Source organism: Vogesella perlucida, from assembly GCF_979366545.1.
Genome location: NZ_CEETRO010000007.1, coordinates 188,000 through 208,993, shown reverse-complemented (window position 1 = coordinate 208,993; position 20,994 = coordinate 188,000). Strand labels below are relative to the sequence as shown.

At 61.0% G+C, this 20,994-nt stretch carries 20 protein-coding genes; 17 read left to right on the top strand and 3 right to left on the bottom strand.

The genetic code is table 11. From position 1 onward, the window contains the following. The first annotated feature begins 584 nt into the window (after positions 1 to 584). From ACZ9XP_RS12250 to ylqF, 4 genes are all read left to right on the top strand, one after another. On the top strand, positions 585 to 1,061 hold the full coding sequence (locus tag ACZ9XP_RS12250) for a hypothetical protein (protein ID WP_147689062.1): 477 nt from the start codon (positions 585 to 587) through the stop codon (positions 1,059 to 1,061). A gap of 27 nt (positions 1,062 to 1,088) precedes the next feature. Then, positions 1,089 to 1,442, top strand: coding sequence for a DUF4870 family protein (locus ACZ9XP_RS12245; protein WP_465188514.1), 354 nt, complete (start codon positions 1,089 to 1,091; stop codon positions 1,440 to 1,442). Between the two features lie 69 nt (positions 1,443 to 1,511). Further along, a complete protein-coding gene (locus ACZ9XP_RS12240) occupies positions 1,512 to 1,724 on the top strand; it encodes a DUF3820 family protein (protein WP_017509690.1) in 213 nt (70 codons plus the stop codon). Positions 1,725 to 1,727: 3 nt separating this feature from the next. Continuing rightward, the gene (gene ylqF / locus ACZ9XP_RS12235) at positions 1,728 to 2,663 is read left to right on the top strand and encodes a ribosome biogenesis GTPase YlqF (protein WP_147689060.1); all 936 of its coding nucleotides are present in this window, start codon (positions 1,728 to 1,730) and stop codon (positions 2,661 to 2,663) included. Positions 2,664 to 2,706: 43 nt separating this feature from the next. On the opposite strand, the gene ACZ9XP_RS12230 is transcribed toward ylqF, so the two are convergent. Genes ACZ9XP_RS12230 through ACZ9XP_RS12220 form a run of 3 tightly spaced genes read right to left on the bottom strand, consistent with a single transcriptional unit; the run spans position 2,707 to position 4,370 of the window. Next, positions 2,707 to 3,384: an HAD family hydrolase gene (locus ACZ9XP_RS12230; RefSeq protein ID WP_465188515.1), complete on the bottom strand. Its 678-nt coding sequence runs from the start codon at positions 3,382 to 3,384 to the stop codon at positions 2,707 to 2,709. Position 3,385: 1 nt separating this feature from the next. Then, on the bottom strand, positions 3,386 to 3,817 hold the full coding sequence (ruvX, locus tag ACZ9XP_RS12225; RefSeq protein ID WP_147689058.1) for a Holliday junction resolvase RuvX: 432 nt from the start codon (positions 3,815 to 3,817) through the stop codon (positions 3,386 to 3,388). Continuing rightward, positions 3,810 to 4,370 carry a YqgE/AlgH family protein gene (locus ACZ9XP_RS12220; protein ID WP_465188513.1) on the bottom strand — a complete coding sequence of 187 codons (561 nt, stop codon included), beginning with the start codon at positions 4,368 to 4,370 and terminating at the stop codon, positions 3,810 to 3,812. The genes ruvX and ACZ9XP_RS12220 overlap by 8 nt, the downstream gene beginning before the upstream one ends. A 139-nt stretch (positions 4,371 to 4,509) precedes the next feature. Between ACZ9XP_RS12220 and smc the strand changes: the two genes are divergently transcribed. The 13 genes from smc (at position 4,510) to ACZ9XP_RS12155 (ending at position 20,993) form a co-directional block, all read left to right on the top strand. After that, entirely contained in the window at positions 4,510 to 7,992 is a 3,483-nt protein-coding gene (gene smc, locus ACZ9XP_RS12215) for a chromosome segregation protein SMC (RefSeq protein WP_465188512.1), read from the top strand. A 3-nt stretch (positions 7,993 to 7,995) separates the two neighbouring features. Further along, positions 7,996 to 8,676 carry an energy transducer TonB gene (locus ACZ9XP_RS12210; RefSeq protein ID WP_147689055.1) on the top strand — a complete coding sequence of 227 codons (681 nt, stop codon included), beginning with the start codon at positions 7,996 to 7,998 and terminating at the stop codon, positions 8,674 to 8,676. A 99-nt stretch (positions 8,677 to 8,775) separates the two neighbouring features. Continuing rightward, the gene (locus ACZ9XP_RS12205) at positions 8,776 to 9,918 is read left to right on the top strand and encodes a cell division protein ZipA C-terminal FtsZ-binding domain-containing protein (RefSeq protein ID WP_465188511.1); all 1,143 of its coding nucleotides are present in this window, start codon (positions 8,776 to 8,778) and stop codon (positions 9,916 to 9,918) included. Positions 9,919 to 9,984: 66 nt separating this feature from the next. Next, positions 9,985 to 12,420: an NAD-dependent DNA ligase LigA gene (gene ligA / locus ACZ9XP_RS12200; RefSeq protein WP_147689053.1), complete on the top strand. Its 2,436-nt coding sequence runs from the start codon at positions 9,985 to 9,987 to the stop codon at positions 12,418 to 12,420. A 9-nt stretch (positions 12,421 to 12,429) separates the two neighbouring features. After that, complete coding sequence (locus ACZ9XP_RS12195; RefSeq protein ID WP_147689052.1) at positions 12,430 to 13,866, top strand: tetratricopeptide repeat protein; 1,437 nt, start codon at positions 12,430 to 12,432, stop codon at positions 13,864 to 13,866. Between the two features lie 81 nt (positions 13,867 to 13,947). Next, on the top strand, positions 13,948 to 14,820 hold the full coding sequence (gene galU, locus ACZ9XP_RS12190; protein WP_147689051.1) for a UTP--glucose-1-phosphate uridylyltransferase GalU: 873 nt from the start codon (positions 13,948 to 13,950) through the stop codon (positions 14,818 to 14,820). 66 nt (positions 14,821 to 14,886) lie between these two features. Then, positions 14,887 to 15,429, top strand: coding sequence for a hypoxanthine-guanine phosphoribosyltransferase (locus tag ACZ9XP_RS12185; RefSeq protein ID WP_147689050.1), 543 nt, complete (start codon positions 14,887 to 14,889; stop codon positions 15,427 to 15,429). Positions 15,430 to 15,533: 104 nt separating this feature from the next. Next, the gene (locus ACZ9XP_RS12180; RefSeq protein ID WP_147689049.1) at positions 15,534 to 16,262 is read left to right on the top strand and encodes an S-methyl-5'-thioinosine phosphorylase; all 729 of its coding nucleotides are present in this window, start codon (positions 15,534 to 15,536) and stop codon (positions 16,260 to 16,262) included. Positions 16,263 to 16,274: 12 nt separating this feature from the next. Continuing rightward, positions 16,275 to 17,048 carry a glucose-1-phosphate cytidylyltransferase gene (gene rfbF, locus ACZ9XP_RS12175; RefSeq protein WP_147689048.1) on the top strand — a complete coding sequence of 258 codons (774 nt, stop codon included), beginning with the start codon at positions 16,275 to 16,277 and terminating at the stop codon, positions 17,046 to 17,048. Beyond that, the gene (rfbG, locus tag ACZ9XP_RS12170; RefSeq protein ID WP_240803518.1) at positions 17,033 to 18,106 is read left to right on the top strand and encodes a CDP-glucose 4,6-dehydratase; all 1,074 of its coding nucleotides are present in this window, start codon (positions 17,033 to 17,035) and stop codon (positions 18,104 to 18,106) included. The genes rfbF and rfbG overlap by 16 nt, the downstream gene beginning before the upstream one ends. 3 nt (positions 18,107 to 18,109) lie before the next feature. Continuing rightward, positions 18,110 to 18,670, top strand: a complete 561-nt coding sequence (locus tag ACZ9XP_RS12165) for a dTDP-4-dehydrorhamnose 3,5-epimerase family protein (RefSeq protein ID WP_170253774.1) — start codon at positions 18,110 to 18,112, stop codon at positions 18,668 to 18,670. Then, positions 18,667 to 19,893 (top strand): class I SAM-dependent methyltransferase, encoded by a 1,227-nt coding sequence (locus tag ACZ9XP_RS12160; RefSeq protein ID WP_147689047.1) that lies wholly within the window; start codon positions 18,667 to 18,669, stop codon positions 19,891 to 19,893. Before ACZ9XP_RS12165 ends, ACZ9XP_RS12160 begins: the two co-directional genes overlap by 4 nt. After that, complete coding sequence (locus tag ACZ9XP_RS12155) at positions 19,890 to 20,993, top strand: DegT/DnrJ/EryC1/StrS family aminotransferase (RefSeq protein WP_147689046.1); 1,104 nt, start codon at positions 19,890 to 19,892, stop codon at positions 20,991 to 20,993. The genes ACZ9XP_RS12160 and ACZ9XP_RS12155 overlap by 4 nt, the downstream gene beginning before the upstream one ends. Position 20,994: the final 1 nt, after the last annotated feature.

Genomic DNA, 20,994 nt, shown 5'->3' with positions numbered 1-20,994 from the left:
GCCAACGTTGGCCGCAACATCGCTGCCTTAACCGATACCTGACAACAACCCCCGCCCACCACGCCACCCACCCCCGCCGGCCTGCGGCCGCCCCCCGGATGCGCCTGCGGCTTATGCCGGGCTACGGTGATTGACTGCTGCTGCTGCGGCCAACCTTGGCCGTGGCGGGGCGGTCTCAACCGATACCTGACAACAACCCCCGCTCACCAGGTCACCCCACCGGCCTGCGGCCGGCCCCCGGATACGCCTGCGGCTTATGCCGGGTTACGATAGTTGACTGCCGCTGCTGCGACCAACCTTGGCTGGCGTTTGTGCTTGACGTTACGGCTGGCTGCAGGCAATATCGATAACACTATGGCTCAGACAACCCTTTTTGTTTCCCACGCTTATTATTATGGTTACCGCACTTATCTGGCGGCACCAGGGAAACTTGTGGTCTGAATTCTGACCCTCACTATTTCGAACAATGCCGCCGTAATTGGCGGCATTGCTTTTTGGGGCAACGTTTTTCAGTTACGGTGGTGTGGAGCCTGAAGATGGAAAATGCATTGCCCTGGATTGAGTCTTTCTCGTGCACACTGCCCGTGCAATCCTTACATATCATGACCGATGTCGAGCAGGGGGCAACCTTGCCAGCACACGAGTTGACCGCTTGCTGTCACGATGTAGGTGGGCGCTTGGTGGTATCGGAGGCGTTGTTTCCTGAGGTGCGCACTCTGGCGCATATCCTGGCACAAGGTAGCCGCCCATGTCGGGAGGACTGGTTGGCCGCGCGGGTTGTTGTATTCCGCTTGAATCATCTGGTGCTGAGCTTGTCCGAGCTGGGTATGATGGATGTGCTTAACCAGAAGCTGGCATGGCTGTCGGTATTCTTGCAGCTGGAGCTGCCACAGCTGCGTTCATTTGCCTTGCAAGGGGCGTTGCCTGGCAAGTTTTGCCAGGGTGGTACCGCGATGTTGCTGCGCAAGCAGGGCTCGGTGGTGGTGCAGTCTCTTGCGCTACGCGAGCAGCTACGCCCGTGGCTGGTAGCGCTGACCCAAGCGTGGCAGGCGCAGTTCTGACCTGCCTGATCGATGACAGGAGGTGTTATGCAAGACGGTACCGTAGAGCGTATTCCGCGCCAGGATGATGCAATCCGCAACCTGACCATGGTGGTGTATATCCTGCAGATCGTGAATCTGTTTGGTGTGCCTGGGGCGGTAGTCGGGGTGATCATCAATTATGTGAAGCGTGATGATGCACGCGACACGCTATGGGATAGCCACTTTAGCTGGCAGATCCGTACCTTTTGGTGGGCCTTGCTGGGTGCTGCCATTTCTTACCCGTTGATTGTTCTGTTTGGCCTGGGCTTTTTGACCGGCGCTCTGGTGTGGTGCTGGTATGTGTACCGCATCGTGCGCGGTTTCCTTGCCTTCAATGAAGGCAAGCCGCTGCCGCCGTAAGCACGATTGCCCGTGCGTAGTGGGGCAAAATTTGGCACAATGCGCGCCTTCCCTTTGATTTAAAAGAAGATGGACGCTCACCTGCTGCAGCTGCTGGTCACCCGGGTCATGCCGTATGGCAAATATAAAGGCCGCCTGATTGCCGACCTGCCTGGCCACTACCTGAACTGGTTTGCCCGCGAAGGCTTCCCGCCTGGCGAGATCGGCCGCCTGTTGGCGCTGATGCACGAGCTGGACCACAACGGCCTGTCTTCTTTGCTCGACCCACTACGAAAGCGATAATACATGGCCATTCAATGGTTCCCCGGTCACATGAACAAAGCCAAGAAGGAGCTCGAAGAGCGCCTTGGCAGTATCGACGTGGTGATCGAGATGCTGGACGCGCGCCTGCCGGGCTCTAGCGCCAACCCGATGATTGCCCGCCTGGCGCGTGGCAAGCCGGCCCTGAAGGTGCTGAACAAGCAAGACCTAGCCGACCCGAAAGTGACCGAACAGTGGCTGAACTGGTACCGCAAGATGCCGGGTACCCGCGCCATTGGCCTGGACGCCTCGGACGCTGCACCGGCGCAGAAGCTGGTAGCGGCCTGCCGCGAGCTGGCACCTGGCCGCAACAGCGTGGACAAGCCGCTGCGCGTGGTGATTTGCGGTATCCCGAACGTGGGCAAATCTACGCTGATCAACAGCATTACCGGCCGCCGCATCGCCAAAACCGGCAACGAGCCGGGTATTACCAAAGGCCAGCAGCGCATCATGCTGGCAGACGATATCGAGCTGTTCGATACCCCGGGCATGTTGTGGCCCAAGATTATCGTGCCGCAAGGCGGCTACAACTTGGCCGCCAGCGGCGCCGTTGGCCGCAATGCGCTGGACGAAGAAGAAGTGGCGCTGGAGCTGCTGCTGATCCTGATGAAGCATTACGCCCCGCAGCTGGACGAGCGCTACAAGATTGGCGAGATCGATGGCTTGCAAGACTGGCAAGTGTTGGAGCTGATCGGCAAGAAGCGCGGTGCGGTACTGCCGGGTGGCCGTATCAATATCCAGAAGGCGTCCGAAATCGTGCTGACCGACTTCCGTGCCGGCGCGACCGGCCGAATCTCGCTGGAGCTGCCGGAAGAATGGATGGCGTGGGAAAAAGCCGCCAAAGAGCACGAAGTGCTGCGTGCTGCGCAAAAAGAGAATGCACGCCTGGAACGTGAAGAAAAGAAAAAAGGCACCCGTTAAGGCGGATGCCGGTACAAAAAAAGGCGGCCTTGGCCGCCTTTTTTCATGTTTGCTGCGCGCTATGCGGCCAACCTTCGTCCAGCAAGGGTAAGACATCCAGCAAGCTGCCTCCCGTACGCTGGCGATCTACATGAAAGTACGGCATGCCCAGGTTTTGGGCTGCGCCGATATCGCGCACCGGGTCGTCGCCTATCACCATGCACTGTTGTAGCGGCGCGCCTGCCAGTGCTGCGGCGGCTTCGAAGATGGCGGCGTCCGGCTTGGCGTGGCCGCAATTTTGCGGCGTCAGCAGGTGCGGAAAGTGCGCGTCCAGCCCGGTGAGGGCCAGCTTGCGCTGCTGGATGTCGAGGTGGCCATTGCTCACCAGGACGCGTGGTAAATGCGCGGTGGCGGCGACAAAGGGCATCACATCGTCGAATGCCTTCCAGTTGCTGCGGTAGCCGGCAATATACGGCTCGAAGGCTTGTGTGGCCTCGTCCTCGGACAGCTCGCGCTGGAACAAGCCGCGCAGGCGAGCGTGGCGCTGCTCGATGATGCTGCATTCGCCTCGTTCGAAGCGTAGCCAGTGCTGCTGCGTGAGGGTGTGCCAGCGCTGGCAGGCGTCGTCCAGCGTATACGGTAGCTGGTGCGCGTCCAGCAGGGCGGCCACGCCGTGGCGCGTGGCGTGGGCATCGTCCAGCAGGGTGTCGTCGATGTCGATCAGCAGGGCAGCGATGCGCATATCAGGCAATGGGCTCGCCGGGTTGTTCGAACCAGCCCATCAGGATGGCCTGGGCGGCCACCTGGTCCAGCATTTCTTTCTGGCGGCGGCCGTACACGCCGGCGTCTTCCAGCAGGCCCTCGGCAATCACCGAGGTCAGGCGCTCGTCCACCAGCCATACCGGCAGGCCGTAGCGGCCGTGCAGACGCTGGGCAAACTTGCGGCACAGCGCGCTGACGGCATGTTCCTGGCCATCCATGTGCATGGGTAGGCCCACCACAAAGCCGGTGGCTTTCCACTCGTCTATCAGCTTGGTGATGGCAGCAAAGCGCACGTCGTTGACCTCGCTGTGGATGGTTTGCAGCGGGGTGGCAATGCCTAGCTGCGGCTCGCCCAGTGCCACACCAATACGCTTTTCGCCAAAATCAAAGCCCAGCACGGTGCCCTTATGCATGGCCGGACACGCTGGACAGCAGCGCCGGGTCGAAGCCCAGCAGCTTGATGGCGCAGGTATAGCGCTCTTCTACCGGGGTGTCGAAGATCACCGAATCCTCGGCGGCGACGGTGAGCCAGCTATTGGCGGCGATTTCTTCTTCCAGCTGGCCTTTTTCCCAGCCGGCGTAACCCAGGCTGATCTGCAGCTTGTCCGGGCCACGGCCTTCGGCCACCGCCGCCAGAATATCTTTGGAGGTGCTCAGCGCCAGGTCGTCGGTGATGGTGAGGGTAGATTGCCAGTTGCCGATAGGCTTGTGCAGCACAAAGCCACGGTCAGGCTGCACCGGGCCGCCAAAGAATACCGGCGTGGTGTTGGTATCGTCGTTGGTCAGCGGCAGGTCGATCTGCTCCAGCAGCTGCGCCAGCACGATGCCGGAAGGCTTGTTGATAATCACCCCCATGGCGCCTTGTTCGCCGTGCTCGCAAAGGTACACGATGCTTTTGGCAAACAGCGGGTCGGCCATATCGGGCATGGCAATCAAGAAATGATGGGCAAGAGATAGCGTTTCCATAGCCGCATTATGGCAACCAATGTCATGGCCGGCAAAGGTTGGCCGCAGTTTCTTTTTATTGCCGGCAGATTGCTTTGGCGCAGGGTGGGTGCGGGCGGGTAAAATGCCCGGCTGATTCAACCGTTTGTGGACTTGCCCCTTGCGCCTTACCCATATCAAGCTTGCCGGCTTCAAATCGTTTGTCGACCCCACCAGCATTGCCGTGCCCGGCCAGCTGGTCGCGGTTATCGGCCCCAATGGCTGCGGCAAATCCAATGTGATCGACGCCGTGCGCTGGGTGCTGGGCGAGTCTAGCGCCAAGCAGCTGCGCGGCGAGTCCATGCAAGACGTGATTTTCAACGGCTCCAGCACGCGCAAGCCGGTATCGCGTGCCTCGGTCGAGCTGGTATTCGACAACGCCGACGGCCAGCTTACCGGGCCGTGGGGGCAGTACGCCGAGGTGTCCATCAAGCGCGTACTGACGCGCCAGGGTGAATCCAGCTACTACATCAACAACCAGCAGGTACGCCGCCGCGACATTACCGACCTGTTTCTGGGTACCGGCGTGGGCGCGCGTGGCTACGCGGTGATCGAGCAGGGCATGATCTCGCGCATTATCGAGGCGCGCCCGGAAGAGCTGCGCGCCTATCTGGAAGAGGCTGCCGGTGTCTCCAAATACAAAGAGCGCCGCCGCGAAACCGAAAACCGCCTGGCCGATACCCGCGACAACCTGACCCGTATCGAAGACCTCAAGCTGGAGCTGGGCCGCCAGGTAGAGCGCCTGAGCGAGCAAGCCGAAGTGGCGGCCAACTACCAGGACATGCGCGGCGCGCTCACCTTCAAGCAAAACCTGCTGGCGCTGGCGCGGCGCGAAGAAGCCGCCCGCATCGAAGCCACTGCCCGTGGCGAGCTGGCGCGCATCGAAACCGAAGAAGCCGCGCTGGAAGCCGCCCACACCCACCTGGAAACCGAGCTGGAAACCGTGCGCGAAACGCACTACGCCGCCAGCGATGCCGTACACGAAGCGCAGCAGGCGCTATTTGAAGCCAATGCCAACCTGGCACGGCTGGAAGAACAGCAGCGACACCGCCTGCAAAGCCGCGAACGGCTGGAGCGCGAGCTGGCCAGCGCTCGCAACGAACGCCAGCAGCTGGCCGAGCACCAAGCCCAGGTGGAAGACGAGCTGGACGACTGGCTACCCCGCCGCGAAGAAGCCCAGATGCGCATGGAAGAAGCGCAAATGGGGCTGGAAGACGGCGCCGACAGCCTGCCATCTGCCGAAGCGGCCTTCCGTGTAGCCGACCAGCGTCTGGCGCAGATGACCGCGCAAATCGCCAACCTTACCCGCGAGCGCGACCTGGCGCGGCAGCAGGGCGAGCACCTGCGCCGCAGCATCGAGCAGCTGGCCGGGCGCGAACACGCCCTGCAGCGCGAGCTGCAAGACCTGAACCTGCCAGAGCACGCCGTACTGGACGCCGCCCGCGCCGAAGTGGACAAAGCCCGCAGCGCACTGGATGCCGTGCGCGCCAGGTTGGCCGCAGACGAAGCCAAGCAGGCCGACCTGTCTGCCGAGCGCGAGCAGCTGGACAAAACCCTCAACGCCCTGCACAGCGGCGCCGCCCGCGCTGAAGCCGAAATGGCCGCGCTGGACGCCGTGCTGGCGCGCGAAGCCGCCGGCGAACAGCTGGCCGGCTGGCTAGCCAGCCAGCAGCTGGCCGATGCACCGGCACTGTGGCAAAGCCTGCAGGTAGACGACGCCTGGCGCACCGCGGTGGAAGTGGTGCTGGGCGAGCGCCTGGCTGCCCGCGCAGGCCAGGCCGGCGATGCCGTGCCGCCCGCCCCGCTGGCGCTGGTCGATCAGCCCGCCAACACCACAGCAGCCACCAGCCCGCGCCCCGCCTTGCTGCAGCAGCTTCGCGTGGATAGCACGTTTGCCGGCGCGCTGGCCGATTGGCTGGTCGGTGTTTACTGTGCGGCCAACCTGGACGATGCCATCGCCCGCCGCGCCGAGTTGGCCGCAGGCGAGTGCTGGGTCACGCCGCAAGGCCACCGCGTCAGCCGCCATGCCGTACATTTTCATGCCGCACAAGCTGGCGATGGCATGATGGCACGCAAGGCCGCACGTGATGCGGCTGCAGAGCGACTGGCCGCCGTGCAGCCACAGCAGCACGACGCACAGCGCCGCCGCGATAGCGTGGTTTCCATGCTGGGCATGCTGGCCGAAGCCATCCGCGCGCAAAAATCTGCCGTGTCGCGGCTGGAGGCGGAGCTGAACGCCGCCACGCTGGAGCACGTCAAGCTGGACCAGGCGGCCCGGCAGGGCGCCGCCCGCCTGGCGGCCATCCACGCCGAGCAGCAGCGCCTGCAAGACGAGCGCAGCACTGCGCAAGACACCATTGCCGACGCCGAGCTACTGGCCGAAGAAAACGCCATGCAGCTGGAAGAGCTGGCCGAGCAGCTGGAAGACGCCCGCTTGGCGCGCCTGAACGCCGAAACCGGCCTGGAGCTGGTGCGTAACAAAACCCGCGACGCCGAGCGCCAGCTGCACGAAATCAAGCTGGCCCAGCACACCGCCGAGCAGAAAGTGGCCGAGCTTGCGCGCCGCGCACGCGAGCTGGCCGAGCGCGACCAGCAGCTGCAAGAACGCCTGGAAACGCTGGTGATGGAAGCCGAGACGGTAGAAGAAGCCGCGCCGGACGACGTGCTGCAAGAAGCCCTGGCCGTGCGTGAGACACGCGAGCAAAGTCTGTCCGCCACCCGCGACCAGCTGAATGCCCTGACCGAAGCCCTGCGCCAGTACACGCAGCGGCAGCAGGAAATCAACGCCGCGCTGCCAGCGCTGCGCGAAGCGCGCTCCGACTGGCTGCTGAAACACCAGGAAGCCCGGCTCAATGTAGAGCGCTTCGACGAAGAGCTGAAAACTGCCGAGGCCGACGAGGCGGCGCTGCTGCCGCACCTCACCGACGCGGTCAAACCCAATGCGCTGGCCGCCGAGATCGCCCGGCTGGCGCGCGCCATCGATGGCTTGGGGGCAGTGAACCTGGCGGCGCTGCAAGAGCTGGAAGAGGCCAAAAAGCGGGGCGACTATCTGGCCAGCCAGACCGACGACCTGATGCAGGCCATGGCCACGCTGGAAGAAGCCATCGCCAAAATCGATGGCGAAACCCGCGACATGCTGCAAGCCACTTACGACGCCGTTAACGCCAAAATGAGCGAGTTTTTCCCCACGCTGTTTGGTGGTGGCCGTGCCGAGCTGGTGCTCACCGGTGAAGACTTGCTGTCGGCGGGTATCCAGATCATTGCCCAGCCGCCGGGCAAGAAAAACAGCACCATTCACCTGCTATCCGGTGGCGAAAAAGCGCTTACCGCCATGAGCCTGGTGTTCTCGCTATTCAGCCTGAACCCGGCGCCATTCTGCCTGCTGGACGAGGTAGACGCGCCGCTGGACGACGCCAATACCAGCCGCTTCTGCGACCTGGTCAAGAAGATGGCCGCGCATACGCAGTTCCTGTACATCAGCCACAACCGCCTCACCATGGAAATGGCCGAGCAACTGGTGGGCGTGACCATGCAGGAGCAAGGCTGTAGCCGCATCGTGGCGGTGGATATTGTCGAAGCGCTGAAAATGCGCGAAACGGCCTAACCCATGCGGCGCGCGCTGCTGGCCTCACTGCTGCTGCATGCCGTGTTGCTGTGCGGCCTGGCGGCAGTGTGGTCGCCGCCGCAGGCGATAGACGCACCGCTGCTGATCAGCCTGCAGCCAGCGCCCGCCGTGGCTGCTGCGAACCGGCCAGTGGCGGTACACGGTACGTCAGCACCACGAAAACCTTCTGCAGCACCGCCTGGCAAGGCCGTACCGGTACCGCCGGTAAACGCGGCCAACCCTGCAGTGCCTGACAGTAGCAAGGTGCTCATGCCAGCCGCCGTGCCCATTGCGGCCAACCCGGCAGCGGCGATGCCCAGTGTGGTAGCCACTGCGGCACCCGCCACGCAAGCCGCGCCGAACACGGGCCGTGGCACGGGCGAAACGGCTAGCCAGCAGGTGGCCAGCAGCCGTCCGGCACGGGTATTGCAGGCTCCGCGGCCCGATTACCCCGTCATCTCGCGCGATCTGGGCGAGCAAGGCGTGGTAATGTTGCGGCTGGCGATTGATGCTGATGGCACATTGCTACGTACCGAGCTGCAAAAAAGCAGCGGTTTTACCCGCCTGGACAGGGCGGCACGCGATGGCGTGACGCGCTGGCAGTTTCAGGCGGCGCAGGAAAACGGGCGCCCGGTGGCTGCCCAGTTGGTGCTGCCAGTGCGCTTTTCCCTTGACGAAAATTGAACAAAACGCTAAATGACGTACTGATTCACGCGCCGTACCCCCATGGGGGTTTGTTATAATACCGGTTCGGATAATGGCTGCTGCTGTGGAAAAAGCTCAATGAGCGAAATGAAAATAGGCATCTTGTTGCTGAGTGCATTGGTGGTAGCACTGGTATTCGGCTTCAATTTTTATCAGGAATGGCGCTTTCGCAAGAAGACCAGCCAGGCCTTTGCACGCCATCACGCTGACGTGCTGCTGGACGTGCCCAAGAACAATGTGCGCGATGGCCAGCAGGCGCGTCTGGAGCCGGTGCTGCTGGATGACGACGAAGACAGCGCCCCAGCTTACCTGAACGATATTCTGCCGCCCGCGCCGGTTGTGCGCACGGCCCCGCCCGAGCCCGTGGCCCCTGCTGTGCCGGAAACACCGGAGCTGGATGCTGCCGACCACCAGGCCCTGGTGGTATCGCTGCTGGACCCGTCGCTGGACTTTATTGCCGAAGTCGCCTTTGCCCAGCCGCAGGAACTGGGGCAGCTACCGCGTTTTAATGTGGCCAAACGTGTGCAGGCCATTTTACGTACCGAGCGCGGCTTGTGGAAACCGGCCGAAATCCTGCCGGGTACCCGCTACAAACAAGTTAATTTCGGCTTGCAGCTGGTAGACCGCGGTGGTGCGGTTACCGAGCAGGAGCTGGCCAGCTTCTGCCAGCAGGTCAGCCACTACGCCGAAAAGCTGGGTGCCCAGGTAAGCTTCCCGCAGCGTCAGCAAAAACTGGTGTCGGCGCGCGAGCTGGACCGCTTTTGTGTGGATGTAGACGTGCTGATCGGCATCAATATCGTGGCCGGTAGCCCCATCGCCGGTGCCCGCCTGCGCAGTGTGGCCGAAGCCGCCGGCCTGCAGCTGGAGCCCGATGGCCAGTTCCACTATTTGGCAGACTCCGGTAACACCCTGTTCTCGCTGGCGTCGGCCGACCAGACCCCGTTTACCCTGCATACCTTGCTGGACAAGCAATTCCCCGCGCTGACACTCATGTTTGACGTGCCGCGTGTGGCTGGTGGTGTGGCGGTATTCGACCGCGCCGTGCAGTTTGCCAAGCACCTGTCGCAAGAGTTTGACGCCCAACTGGTAGACGATAACCGCCGCGTCCTCAGCGACCAGGGCCTGGCGCAGATCCGCGACCAGCTGATCCGCATCTACGGCAATATGGACGACCGTGGCATCGCGCCGGGTAGCGTGGCTGCCCTGCGGCTGTTTGCCTGAGCGGCCAGCGCTTCCCATTCATTACCACGCCGGCAGCTGCCGGCGTGCTGCATTCCAGGTCAGGCCATGAGCACACTACCCGCCACCGCCCAGCACCGCGCCACCGAGCTGGCGCAGCTGCTGGAACGCTACAACCATCAATACTATGTACTGGACGCCCCAACCGTACCGGACGCCGAGTACGACCGCCTGTTTCGCGAGCTGCAGCAGTTAGAGGCGGACTTTCCCGCGCTGCGGCACGATACCTCCCCCACGCAGCGTGTGGGCGGCGAGGCGCTGCCGGCTTTTGACAGCGTGACGCACGCGGTACCCATGCTGTCGCTGGGCAATGCGTTTTCCGATATGCAGGCCGATGACTTTGCCGTGCGCCACGCCGAGCTGATCGCTTTTGACGAGCGGGTTGGCCGCGACCTGGCTGCGGCCAACCTGGCCTACGCCACGGAGCCCAAGTTCGACGGCCTGGCCATCAGCCTGCTGTACAGAGACGGTGAGCTGGTGCAGGCAGCCACCCGCGGTGATGGCAGCAGCGGCGAGAACGTTACCGCCAATATCCGCACCGTGCGCGCCATTCCGCTGCGCCTGCATGGCGATGCCGTGCCATCTTTGCTGGAGGTGCGCGGCGAGGTGCTGATGCTCAAGCGCGATTTCGAGCGGCTGAACGCAGCTCAGCGTGAGCGCGGTGACAAGCCGTTTGCCAACCCGCGCAATGCCGCCGCCGGCAGCCTGCGTCAGCTGGATTCGCGCATTACCGCGCAGCGGCGGCTATCGTTCTTTGCCTACGCCATCGCCCAGGTAGAAGGTACCGACTGGCCTGCCACGCACGATGCCGAAATGGACTGGCTGGCTGCGCTGGGTTTCCCGGTGGTACAGGCCGATTTGCGGCCGGTGGTGCACGGCGCACAGGGGCTGGCGGCTTACTACGAAAGCGTGCTGGCGCGCCGCGCCAGCCTGCCGTTCGAGATCGACGGTGTGGTGTACAAGCTGAACAGCCGCGCGCAGCAGGATCGCCTGGGCTTCGTGTCGCGCGCGCCGCGCTGGGCCATTGCGCATAAATTCCCTGCTGAAGAAGCGCTCACCGTGGTGGAGGCCATCGAGGAGCAGGTTGGCCGCACTGGCGCCATCACTCCGGTGGCGCGGCTGCAGCCGGTGTTTGTCGGCGGCGTCACCGTGACTAACGCCACGCTGCATAATGAAGACGAAGTACGGCGCAAGGACGTGCGCGTGGGCGATACCGTGATCGTGCGCCGTGCCGGTGATGTGATCCCCGAGGTGGTCGCCGTGGTGCCGGACAAGCGCCCGATGCGGCCAACTTTGGGCGGCGACCTGTTCAGCAGCAGTGAAGAGCCGATGTATGACGCCTACCGCCTGCCCACGCACTGTCCGGTATGCGGTAGCCACGTGGTGCGCGAAGAAGGCGAAGCCATTGCCCGCTGCAGTGGCGGCCTGGTGTGCAAGGCGCAACGCACGCAAGCCATCCAGCACTTTGCTGGCCGCCGCATGATGGATATCGACGGCCTGGGCGAGCGTTACATCGACAAGCTGGTGGAGTTTGACTACGTGCGCAGCGTGGCCGATCTGTACCGCCTGACACTAGCTGACCTGCTGGAGATGAAGCGCCGCGCCGACGAGCAGGAAGGCATCACGCCGGAAACGGTGAAGGCCGGCAAGGTGGCCACCAAGTGGGCCGAAAATCTGATTGACGCCATCGCTGCCAGCAAGACGCCACCGCTGGCGCGCTGCCTGTTTGCGCTGGGCATTCGCCATGTGGGCGAATCCACTGCCAAAACCCTGGCCGACTGGTTGGGCTCGCTGGATCACATCCGCCAGGCGCCGCGGGCGGTGCTGGCGGCGCTGCCGGATATCGGCGGCGTGGTGGCCGATGCCATTGCCGAGTTCTTTGCCGAGGCGCAGAACGAGGCGGTGATCGACGCGCTGATGGCGGCGGGCGTTACGCCCACTGGCCAGCAAGCGCCCCGTGCCCAGCTGCACGACAAGCTGGCTGCGGCCAACCTGTACGCCCGCCTGGGCGTGCCACGGCTGACCGAGGTGCGGGCGCAGCAGTTGGCCGCATTGCAGCCCGATATCGCCGCGCTGGCGGCCATGCCGCGTGTGGACATCATCCAGCTGGCGCTGCCGGCCGAGGTGGTGAACGCGCTGGCTGACTGGCTGGACGTGGCGGCCAACCGTGCCGCGCTGCAGCAGCTGGCGGCCTACCGCGATGCCTTGCTGGCGCAAACGCCAGCCGAGGAGGTGACCAAGCTGAACGAAGCCGTGGCTGGTAAAACCTTTGTGCTGACCGGCACCCTGCCCACCATGGGGCGCGACCAGGCCAAGGCGCTGGTGGAAGCCGCGGGGGGCAAGGTCAGCGGCAGCGTATCCAAGAAAACCCATTACGTGGTGGCGGGGGCCGAGGCGGGCAGCAAGCTGGACAAGGCGCTGGAGCTGGGTATCACCGTGCTGGACGAAGCCGGCTTGCTGGCGCTGGTGCAAACGCCGGCTTAGGTAAAGACCATGCGTAACGATGCTGCATTTGAGCAGGGTAATCAACTGCTGGCCGCCGGGCTGGGCGAGCAAGCCATCGCGTGCTTTGACGCCTGTATTGCGGCCAACCCGGCAGACTGGCAAGCCTGGCTGAATCGCGGCAACGCCCGCATGATGCTGTGCCAGACAGACCAGGCGCTGGAGGATTACCTGCAAGCCTCCGCCATCAATCCGCACGCTGCCAGCATCAAGGTCAACCTGGCCGTACTGCTGAAAGACCTGGGCGAGCTGGCGCTGGCAGACGCGCTGCTGCGCGAGGTCTTGGCGCAGGCGCCAGATCACGCCGATGCCTGGAGCAACCTGGGCACCGTCTGTTATTACCGGGCAGATTACGCCCAGGCGATTGCCTGTCAGCAGCAGGCATTGGCGCTGGCAGGCGACAGCCCGGCCAGACTGAACAACCTGGCCATGGCTTGCATCGCGGCGCGCCAGCCGCAGCAGGCCGAGCAGCAGCTGCGCCAAACGCTGGCGCTGCCTGGTGCCGGCGCAGTGTGCCGTTTCAATCTGGCTATCGCCTTGCTGATGCAGGGGCGTTACGCCGAAGCATGGCCGTACTACGAGGCGCGTTGGGACGGCATGATGCAGCCGCGCTGGCGCGAGCAGCGCTGGCAGGGCGAGGCGCTGGGGCAGCGTACGCTATTGCTGTGGGCCGAGCAGGGCCTGGGGGATACGCTGCAGATGGTGCGTTTTGTACCCCGGGTGCGTGCGGCCAACCCTGATGCGCGTATCGTGCTGGCGGTGCAGGACAGCCTGCTGCGCCTGTTTGCTCAGCTGGAAGGCATCACCGTGCAGCCTTTGTCCGGTGCGCAGCCTGCTTTCGATTGCCAGCTGCCACTGATGTCACTGCCCGGCGTGCTGGGTATGGATCTGGCTACCTTGCCGCGTACCCCCTATCTGCATAGCGTGTTGGCCGTACCGCCCAGACAGCTGCCTGAAAATGGTCGCCTGAAAGTAGGGCTGGTGTGGCAGGCAGTACCACAGGGCGGCGGTATTGCCGAGCTGGCGCGCCAAGGGCGTTCGGTACCGGCTGCCGCACTGCTGCCACTGCGTGCCGTGTCCGGGGTGGATTTTTATGCCTTACAGCCTGGCGAGGTGGACCCCTTGCTGGCCGATTGGGTGCAGCCGTTGCCCTTGCAGGATTTTGCGGATACGGCGGCCATGGCAATGCAGCTGGATTTGTTGATCACGGCGGATACGGCGGCATTGCACGCGGTTGCCGCCATGGGCAAGCCGGTATGGGTGGCGATGCGTGCCGAGCGCGCACCGTTCTTTTTGTATCAAGGCGAGCACTCGCCGTGGTACGACAGTGTGCAGCTATTTTGCCAGCCGGTGCCGGGTGACTGGACTGTGGTAGGACAAACACTGGCGAGTGCTTTGCAGCAACGTTGTCATTCGCTTTTGTCATGATGTGCTGTTCACAGTTTATACTGTTACCAATGTTAGAATTCGTACATTTCTATATTGTTTGGTTTCTTATTAGGTGCCGTTATGCAAAAAATCCGTAAAGCTGTGTTCCCGGTCGCCGGCATGGGGACACGTTTCTTGCCCGCCACCAAGGCCAGCCCGAAAGAGATGCTGCCTGTGGTGGATAAGCCATTGATCCAGTACGCGGTAGAAGAAGCGGTGGCTGCGGGTATTACCGAGCTGATCTTCATTACCGGGCGCAACAAGCGCAGCATTGAAGACCATTTCGACAAGGCCTACGAGCTGGAAACCGAACTGGAAAACCGCAACAAGAAAAAACTGCTGGAGCTGGTGCAGGAAATCTTGCCATCCAATGTTAGCTGCATCTATATCCGCCAGGCCGAAGCGCTGGGTTTGGGCCATGCCGTACTGTGCGCCAAGCCGGTGGTGGGTGACGAGCCGTTTGCCGTGATTCTGGCGGATGACCTGATTGCGGGCGAGCCAGGTGCCATGGAACAGATGGTGCGCCTGTTCGACGACACGCACAGCTCGGTACTGGGCGTGGAAACCGTGGCGCGTGAGGAAACCGGCTCTTACGGTATCGTTGAGGTGCAGAAGAACGTTCGCGGCCATCAGGAAGTAGCCAGCATTGTGGAAAAACCGCATCCGGACGTGGCGCCATCCAACCTGGCGGTCGTTGGCCGCTATATCCTGACAGCGCGTATTTTCGAGAAGCTCATCAATACCGTACCGGGCGCAGGTGGCGAAATCCAGCTGACCGACGGTATCGCAGCGCTGATGAAAGACGAGCCGGTATTGGCCTTGCCATTCCAGGGTACCCGTTACGATTGCGGCTCCAAGCTGGGTTATCTGAAAGCGACGGTAGAATACGGCCTGAAACACCATGAAGTCGGTACCGACTTCAGCGCCTACCTGAATTCGCTCCAACGCGGCTAATCCCGCATTGACATTTTGCGCCGCCTTGGTCATAAAGGCGGCGTTTGTTTTTTGAAAGGAAATACCATGCCTAATGTTGCCGAAGCCCGTGGCATTCTTAATAGCTCCGATATTCTGTTCACTGCAGCAGAAGTGGATGCTGCCGTAGACCGCATGGCAGAAGAAATCACTGCCGAGCTGGGTGAAACCTACCCGCTGGTGCTGTCTGTTATGGGTGGTGCCGTGGTGTTCACCGGCCAGCTGCTGCCGCGCCTGTTGTTTCCGCTGGATTTTGACTACGTGCACGTATCCCGTTACGGCGATAAAACCCAAGGCGGCGAGCTGGTGTGGAAAACCGCACCGAAAGAAGACGTGCGCGACCGCGTGGTGCTGGTGCTGGATGACATTCTGGACGAAGGCCACACCATGGCCGCTATCCGCGACAAAGTGCTGGAAATGGGCGCCAAAGCCTTCTACAGCGGCGTATTCGCCAACAAGCTGATCAGCAAGGAAAAGCCGATCAAGTCCGACTTCGTGGGTCTGGACGTGCCGGATCGTTACGTGTTCGGCTACGGCATGGACGTGCGCGGTGCCTGGCGTAACCTGCCGGCCATTCATGCGTTGAAGTAAGCGGTCGCTGTGCTGGTTTTAAAGCCCACAACATAAATGTTGTGGGCTTTTTTCATGCAGTGAGATTAGAATCAAGGCAGAGCAGCCAGAACAAGGAGAACGTCATGCTCGCCATCATCGGAGGTTCTAGTCTTGTCAAGTTACCCATTCTGGAAGTAACACACCGCCAGATAGTCCGTACACCCTACGGAGATCCTTCCTGCCCATTGTTATTCGGTCGCATCGGTCAGCAAAATGTCGTGTTTATGGCTAGGCATGGCTATGGTAACTCGATTGCCCCTCACGAGATCAACTACCGTGCCAATGTATGGGCGCTGCATAGTGTAGGTATTAAAAGTATGATTGCGATCGGCGCAGTAGGGAGCATCCGCCCGGATCTGTTACCTGGCACGCTGGTCGTACCTGATGATGTACTGGATTACACATGGGGCCGCAAGCATACCTTTTTTGAGGGGCTGGACCGCCCCTTGGTGCACGCAGATTTTACCCGCCCTTACTGTGACGACTTGCGCCAGCGCCTAGTGGCTGCGGCAGGCAAGAGTCAAGTGCAATTCAATGCGCAGGCTACTTATGCCTGCACGCAGGGGCCAAGACTGGAGAGTGCTGCTGAAATCTTGAAGCTGGAGCGGGATGGTGCCGATATTGTCGGTATGACCGGCATGCCGGAAGCAAGCCTGGCACGGGAGCTGAATTTGGCGTATGCGCATCTGTGCACGGTAATCAACTGGGCCGCAGGCAAGGGCAATTCCCGCCAGGCTGTGACGTTTGATGCGCAATGCAAGCGGCGCAGCGTAGACGAGATATCTGCTGTATTGACGAAACTGTTTGAGTGAGCGGGCAAGAATATGGTCAAGGCAGTAATTCTGGCTGGGGGGCTCGGGACACGTATTAGCGAAGAGACCCACCTGCGACCCAAACCCATGATCGAGATCGGTGGTAAGCCCATCCTGTGGCACATCATGAAGATCTTGTCGGCACATGGTGTCAACGACTTCATTGTGTGCTGCGGTTACAAGGGCTATGTGATCAAAGAGTATTTTGCCAACTACTTCCTACACATGTCCGATGTCACCTTTGACATGCTGAACAACAAGATGGAGGTCCACCACAAGCACGTCGAGCCTTGGCGTATCACACTGGTCGATACCGGCGATCACAGCATGACCGGTGGTCGCCTAGCGCGTGTGACGGAGTACCTGCAGGATGAAGAGGCATTCTTGTTTACCTATGGCGATGGCGTAGCAGATGTCGATGTTAGTGCGCTGCTGGCTTTTCACCGTCAGCATGGCAAACAAGCCACGGTAACGGGTGTGCAGCCGCCAGGGCGTTATGGTGCATTGAATCTGGATGGCGATAGCGTCATCAGTTTTCTGGAAAAACCGCCTGGTGACGGCGCGTGGATTAATGGCGGTTTTTTTGTATTGTCGCCCAAGGTGCTGAGTCGCCTGAACGGCGATGACGCCATCTGGGAAGCCGCTCCGCTACAAGGTCTGGCTGCAGATGGCGAGTTGCAGGTATTCCGTCATGCGGGCTTCTGGCAACCGATGGACACCTTGCGCGAAAAGAATCTCCTAGAAGAACTCTGGGCGAGTGGTAGTGCTCCATGGAAAGTCTGGTGATGCCGCCATCCGCAGCATTCTGGCGTACCAAGCGGGTATTCCTGACTGGGCATACTGGCTTTAAAGGCAGCTGGCTAACAGTTTGCCTGAGCGAACTGGGTGCCGAGGTGCACGGTTTGTCGCTGGCACCACCCACCAGCCCGGCCATGTTCGACAGCTGCGCCCTTTCCTCATTGCTGGCCAGTGATACCCGCGCGGATATTCGCGATGCTGTAGCTGTGCAGCAAGCCATGCAGGCTGCTCAGCCTGATATCGTGCTGCACTTGGCTGCGCAGCCGTTGGTAAAGGTGTCTTATGTCTCGGCTGCTGATACCTACGAAACCAACGTCATGGGCACTCTGCGCGTGCTTGATGCCGTGCGCCAGTCAAGTAGTGTAAAGAGCGTGGTGGTAGTGACCACCGACAAGTGTTACGAAAACCGCGAGTGGCCATGGTCGTATCGCGAAATCGATGCTCTGGGCGGACATGATCCCTATTCGAGTAGCAAAGCGTGTGCGGAAATCCTGCTCTCGTCTTATCGGCGTTCCTTTTTTGCCGAGGCTGGCGTGGCGGTGGCCACGGCCAGGGCGGGCAATGTAATAGGTGGTGGTGACTGGGCTCAGGACCGCCTTGTGCCAGACTTTTTGCGCGCCATGGATGCTGGCGAAGCTTTGTCGGTGCGCGCGTCAGGCGCGATCCGCCCTTGGCAGCATGTACTTGAACCGCTGCATGGCTATTTGCTATTGGCTGAAAGGCTATATCAGGAAGGGCAAGCCTTTGCCGATGCCTGGAACTTTGGCCCGGTCGAAGAAGATTGCCGCAGTGTGGGCTGGATTGCCGATACCTTATGCGAGCTCGACTCCCGGGCGAGTTGGCAGCGAGACCAAGTGCCGCATCCGCACGAGGCCGGTTTGCTCAAACTGGACAGCAGCAAGGCATTAAGTCGTCTTGGCTGGCGCCCGCGCTGGCATTTGCATCAAGCACTGCGCCAAACGCTGGCGTGGCATCACGCCTGGCTGACGGGCTCGGATATGCTGGCATTTACCCGCCAGCAAATACACGCGTACTGGCAGCACTGACGCATGAGTCGATTCGATTTCATTCCGACGCCACTGTCAGGGCTGTTGCTTGTCGAGCGTAAAACGCTTGGTGATTCGCGGGGCTACTTGCAAAGATTATGGTGCCAGGATGAGTGGCAAGCTGTTTTCGGCGACCGCCGTATCGCTCAGGTCAACCATACCTATACCGCCAGTACTGCTACCGTGCGCGGTTTGCATTTCCAGTATCCTCCTTACGCTGAGGCAAAATACGTATCTTGCCTGCGCGGCCGTGTGCTGGATGTGGCAGTAGACTTGCGCGCCGGTTCACCTACCTTCCTGCAATGGCATGCAGAAGAGCTCAGTGCGGCCAACCGGCTCAGCCTGTTTATTCCGGAAGGTTTTGCCCATGGTTTTCAGACCTTGGAAGACGATTGCGAAATGCTGTATGTGCATAGTGCGCCCTATGTTGCCGAGGCTGAAGACGGCGTGAATGCCATGGATCCTCGCCTTGGCATTGCATGGCCGTTGCCCATGGGCGAGCAGTCGCCTCGCGATCGGCAGTTTGCTTTTCTGGATCATTCGTTTATGGGAGTTACGCCATGAAATGTCGGCATTGTGGCCAACCTTTGCGATTGCCTCTGATTGATCTGGGAAGCGCGCCGCCATCCAATGCGTATTTGTCACCCGAGGCACTTACCAGACCGGAAAAGTGGTTCCCGCTTCGCGTCATGGTGTGCCATCAATGCTGGCTGGTGCAGACCGAAGATTTTGCCCAGGCAGACGAGCTGTTCAGTGCCGATTACGCCTACTTCAGCAGTTATGCCACCAGCTGGCTGGCGCACGCTCAGCGCTATGTTGAGCAGATGCGCACCCGATTCGGGCTGGGGCAGCACAGCATGGTGGTGGAGATTGCGGCCAACGATGGCTACTTGCTGCAATATGTCAAAGCGGCCGGTATCCCTTGTTATGGTGTCGAGCCTACAGCTAGCACTGCAGCTGCCGCACGGCAGCTGGGGCTGGAAATCGTTGGCGATTTCTTTGGTGTGGCACTTGCCGAGCAACTACACGCAGATGGGCGTGCTGCGGATCTGATCGTCGCCAATAATGTGCTGGCCCACGTGCCCGATATCAACGATTTTGTTGCCGGCTTTGCGACCCTGCTTAAGCCGCAAGGTGTAGCAACGTTCGAGTTTCCGCATCTGCTCTCTCTACTCAAGCACACGCAGTTTGACACCATTTACCACGAACACTTTTCGTATCTGTCGCTGACTGCCTTGCAAGCCGTTTTTACTGCCGCAGGTCTGCAGGTGTTTGATGTGGAAACGCTGGCCACGCATGGTGGCAGTTTGCGTTTGTTTGTACAGCGACAAGACTGTGGCATTCATGGTGTAACGCCACAGCTTGTGGCCACGCTGGCTGCCGAGCAGCAAGCCGGCTTGGCTGACGAAAGCGGTTATCAGACCCTTCAGGTCGCGGCGGACAAGGTCAAGAACGACTTCTTGGCTTTCCTGATCGAGGCAAAGCGTGCCGGCAAGCGTGTGATGGCCTATGGTGCCGCTGCCAAAGGCAATACGCTGCTCAACTACGCTGGCGTACGCCCCGATTTGCTGTCTGCCGTCGTCGACCGTAACCCTGCCAAGCAGGGGCGCTATATGCCTGGAAGCCGTATCCCCATTGTGACGGAAGACGGCTTGCGCCAGCAGCGGCCGGATTACGTGGTTTTGCTGCCGTGGAACCTGCGTGACGAGCTGACCGTGCAGCTCGATTACATCCGCGAATGGGGCGGGTGTTTTGTCACGGCCGTGCCGGAGCTGGAGATACGATGAAAGCACGCATTCCCTACACCAAGCCTTCTATCACCGAACTTGAGGTGGCTTATGCCACTGACGCTGCGGCCAACGGTTGGGGCTCGCGTTGTTATGAATACATAGACCGATTCGAGCGCGAATTCGCCAGCTATCTGGGCGTGAAACATGCTATTGCCACCTCCAGTTGTACCGGCGCCCTGCATATGGGGCTGGCTGCTCTTGGTATCGGTGCTGGTGATGAGGTGATTCTGGCCGACTGCAACTGGGTAGCCAGCGTGGCCCCGGTAGTGCACCTGGGTGCTACGCCGGTTTTTGTCGATATCCTGCCTGATAGCTGGTGTTTGGACCCTGAACGGGTTCAGGCAGCCATTACGCCACGCACCAAAGCCATTATTGCCGTCCATCTGTATGGCAATGTGTGCGAAATGGATACCTTGCGCCATATTGCGGCAGAAAACGATATTGCATTGATAGAAGATGCGGCCGAAGCGATGGGGGCTGTTTACCATGGTAGTCGTGCCGGCAGCATGGGGCGCTTTGCCACGTTTTCCTTTCATGGCACCAAGACCATGACAACGGGCGAGGGCGGCATGTTTGTTACCAATGACAGTGATCTGTATGAGCAGGTACTTACCTTGTCCAACCACGGCCGTGCACGTGGGCAAAGCAGACAGTTCTGGCCCGATGTCATTGGCTACAAATACAAGATGTCCAACATCCAGGCTGCCATTGGCTGTGCCCAATTAACACGTATCGAAGAGCTGGTTGGCCGCAAGCGTGACATCTTGCAAGCATATCGTGATGCTTTGCAAGATTATCCGCTGATGCTGAATCCGGAGCCGGCAGGTACCGTTAATGGGGCATGGATGCCGACTGTGGTGTTTTCCAGTCAAAGCGGGGTCCGTACAGAAAAGCTGCAGGCTGCATTCGCCGCGGAAAGTATTGATGCGCGGGTATTTTTCAGCCCGCTTTCCAGTACGGCCATGTTTGAGCCTTGCCCAGCCAACCGTATTGCCTGGGATATACCGACACGAGCAATTAATTTGCCAAGCTTTCATGATATGCACGACGCTGAACTGGCTCGTGTGGTTGCGGTTATAAAACATTGCCTGGGGTAAT

What these genes read in the sequence shown, in the direction of transcription:
- ACZ9XP_RS12155 (WP_147689046.1), top strand. Translation starts at nt 19,890, where the DNA reads ATGAAAGCACGCATTCCCTACACCAAGCCTTCTATCACCGAACTTGAG.
- ACZ9XP_RS12230 (WP_465188515.1), bottom strand. Translation starts at nt 3,384, where the DNA reads ATGCGCATCGCTGCCCTGCTGATCGACATCGACGACACCCTGCTGGAC.
- ACZ9XP_RS12195 (WP_147689052.1), top strand. Translation starts at nt 12,430, where the DNA reads ATGCGTAACGATGCTGCATTTGAGCAGGGTAATCAACTGCTGGCCGCC.
- ACZ9XP_RS12160 (WP_147689047.1), top strand. Translation starts at nt 18,667, where the DNA reads ATGAAATGTCGGCATTGTGGCCAACCTTTGCGATTGCCTCTGATTGAT.
- ACZ9XP_RS12180 (WP_147689049.1), top strand. Translation starts at nt 15,534, where the DNA reads ATGCTCGCCATCATCGGAGGTTCTAGTCTTGTCAAGTTACCCATTCTG.
- rfbF (WP_147689048.1), top strand. Translation starts at nt 16,275, where the DNA reads ATGGTCAAGGCAGTAATTCTGGCTGGGGGGCTCGGGACACGTATTAGC.
- ligA (WP_147689053.1), top strand. Translation starts at nt 9,985, where the DNA reads ATGAGCACACTACCCGCCACCGCCCAGCACCGCGCCACCGAGCTGGCG.
- ACZ9XP_RS12210 (WP_147689055.1), top strand. Translation starts at nt 7,996, where the DNA reads ATGCGGCGCGCGCTGCTGGCCTCACTGCTGCTGCATGCCGTGTTGCTG.
- ylqF (WP_147689060.1), top strand. Translation starts at nt 1,728, where the DNA reads ATGGCCATTCAATGGTTCCCCGGTCACATGAACAAAGCCAAGAAGGAG.
- ACZ9XP_RS12185 (WP_147689050.1), top strand. Translation starts at nt 14,887, where the DNA reads ATGCCTAATGTTGCCGAAGCCCGTGGCATTCTTAATAGCTCCGATATT.
- ruvX (WP_147689058.1), bottom strand. Translation starts at nt 3,817, where the DNA reads ATGCATAAGGGCACCGTGCTGGGCTTTGATTTTGGCGAAAAGCGTATT.
- ACZ9XP_RS12240 (WP_017509690.1), top strand. Translation starts at nt 1,512, where the DNA reads ATGGACGCTCACCTGCTGCAGCTGCTGGTCACCCGGGTCATGCCGTAT.
- ACZ9XP_RS12205 (WP_465188511.1), top strand. Translation starts at nt 8,776, where the DNA reads ATGAGCGAAATGAAAATAGGCATCTTGTTGCTGAGTGCATTGGTGGTA.
- rfbG (WP_240803518.1), top strand. Translation starts at nt 17,033, where the DNA reads ATGGAAAGTCTGGTGATGCCGCCATCCGCAGCATTCTGGCGTACCAAG.
- ACZ9XP_RS12220 (WP_465188513.1), bottom strand. Translation starts at nt 4,370, where the DNA reads ATGGAAACGCTATCTCTTGCCCATCATTTCTTGATTGCCATGCCCGAT.
- ACZ9XP_RS12245 (WP_465188514.1), top strand. Translation starts at nt 1,089, where the DNA reads ATGCAAGACGGTACCGTAGAGCGTATTCCGCGCCAGGATGATGCAATC.
- galU (WP_147689051.1), top strand. Translation starts at nt 13,948, where the DNA reads ATGCAAAAAATCCGTAAAGCTGTGTTCCCGGTCGCCGGCATGGGGACA.
- ACZ9XP_RS12165 (WP_170253774.1), top strand. Translation starts at nt 18,110, where the DNA reads ATGAGTCGATTCGATTTCATTCCGACGCCACTGTCAGGGCTGTTGCTT.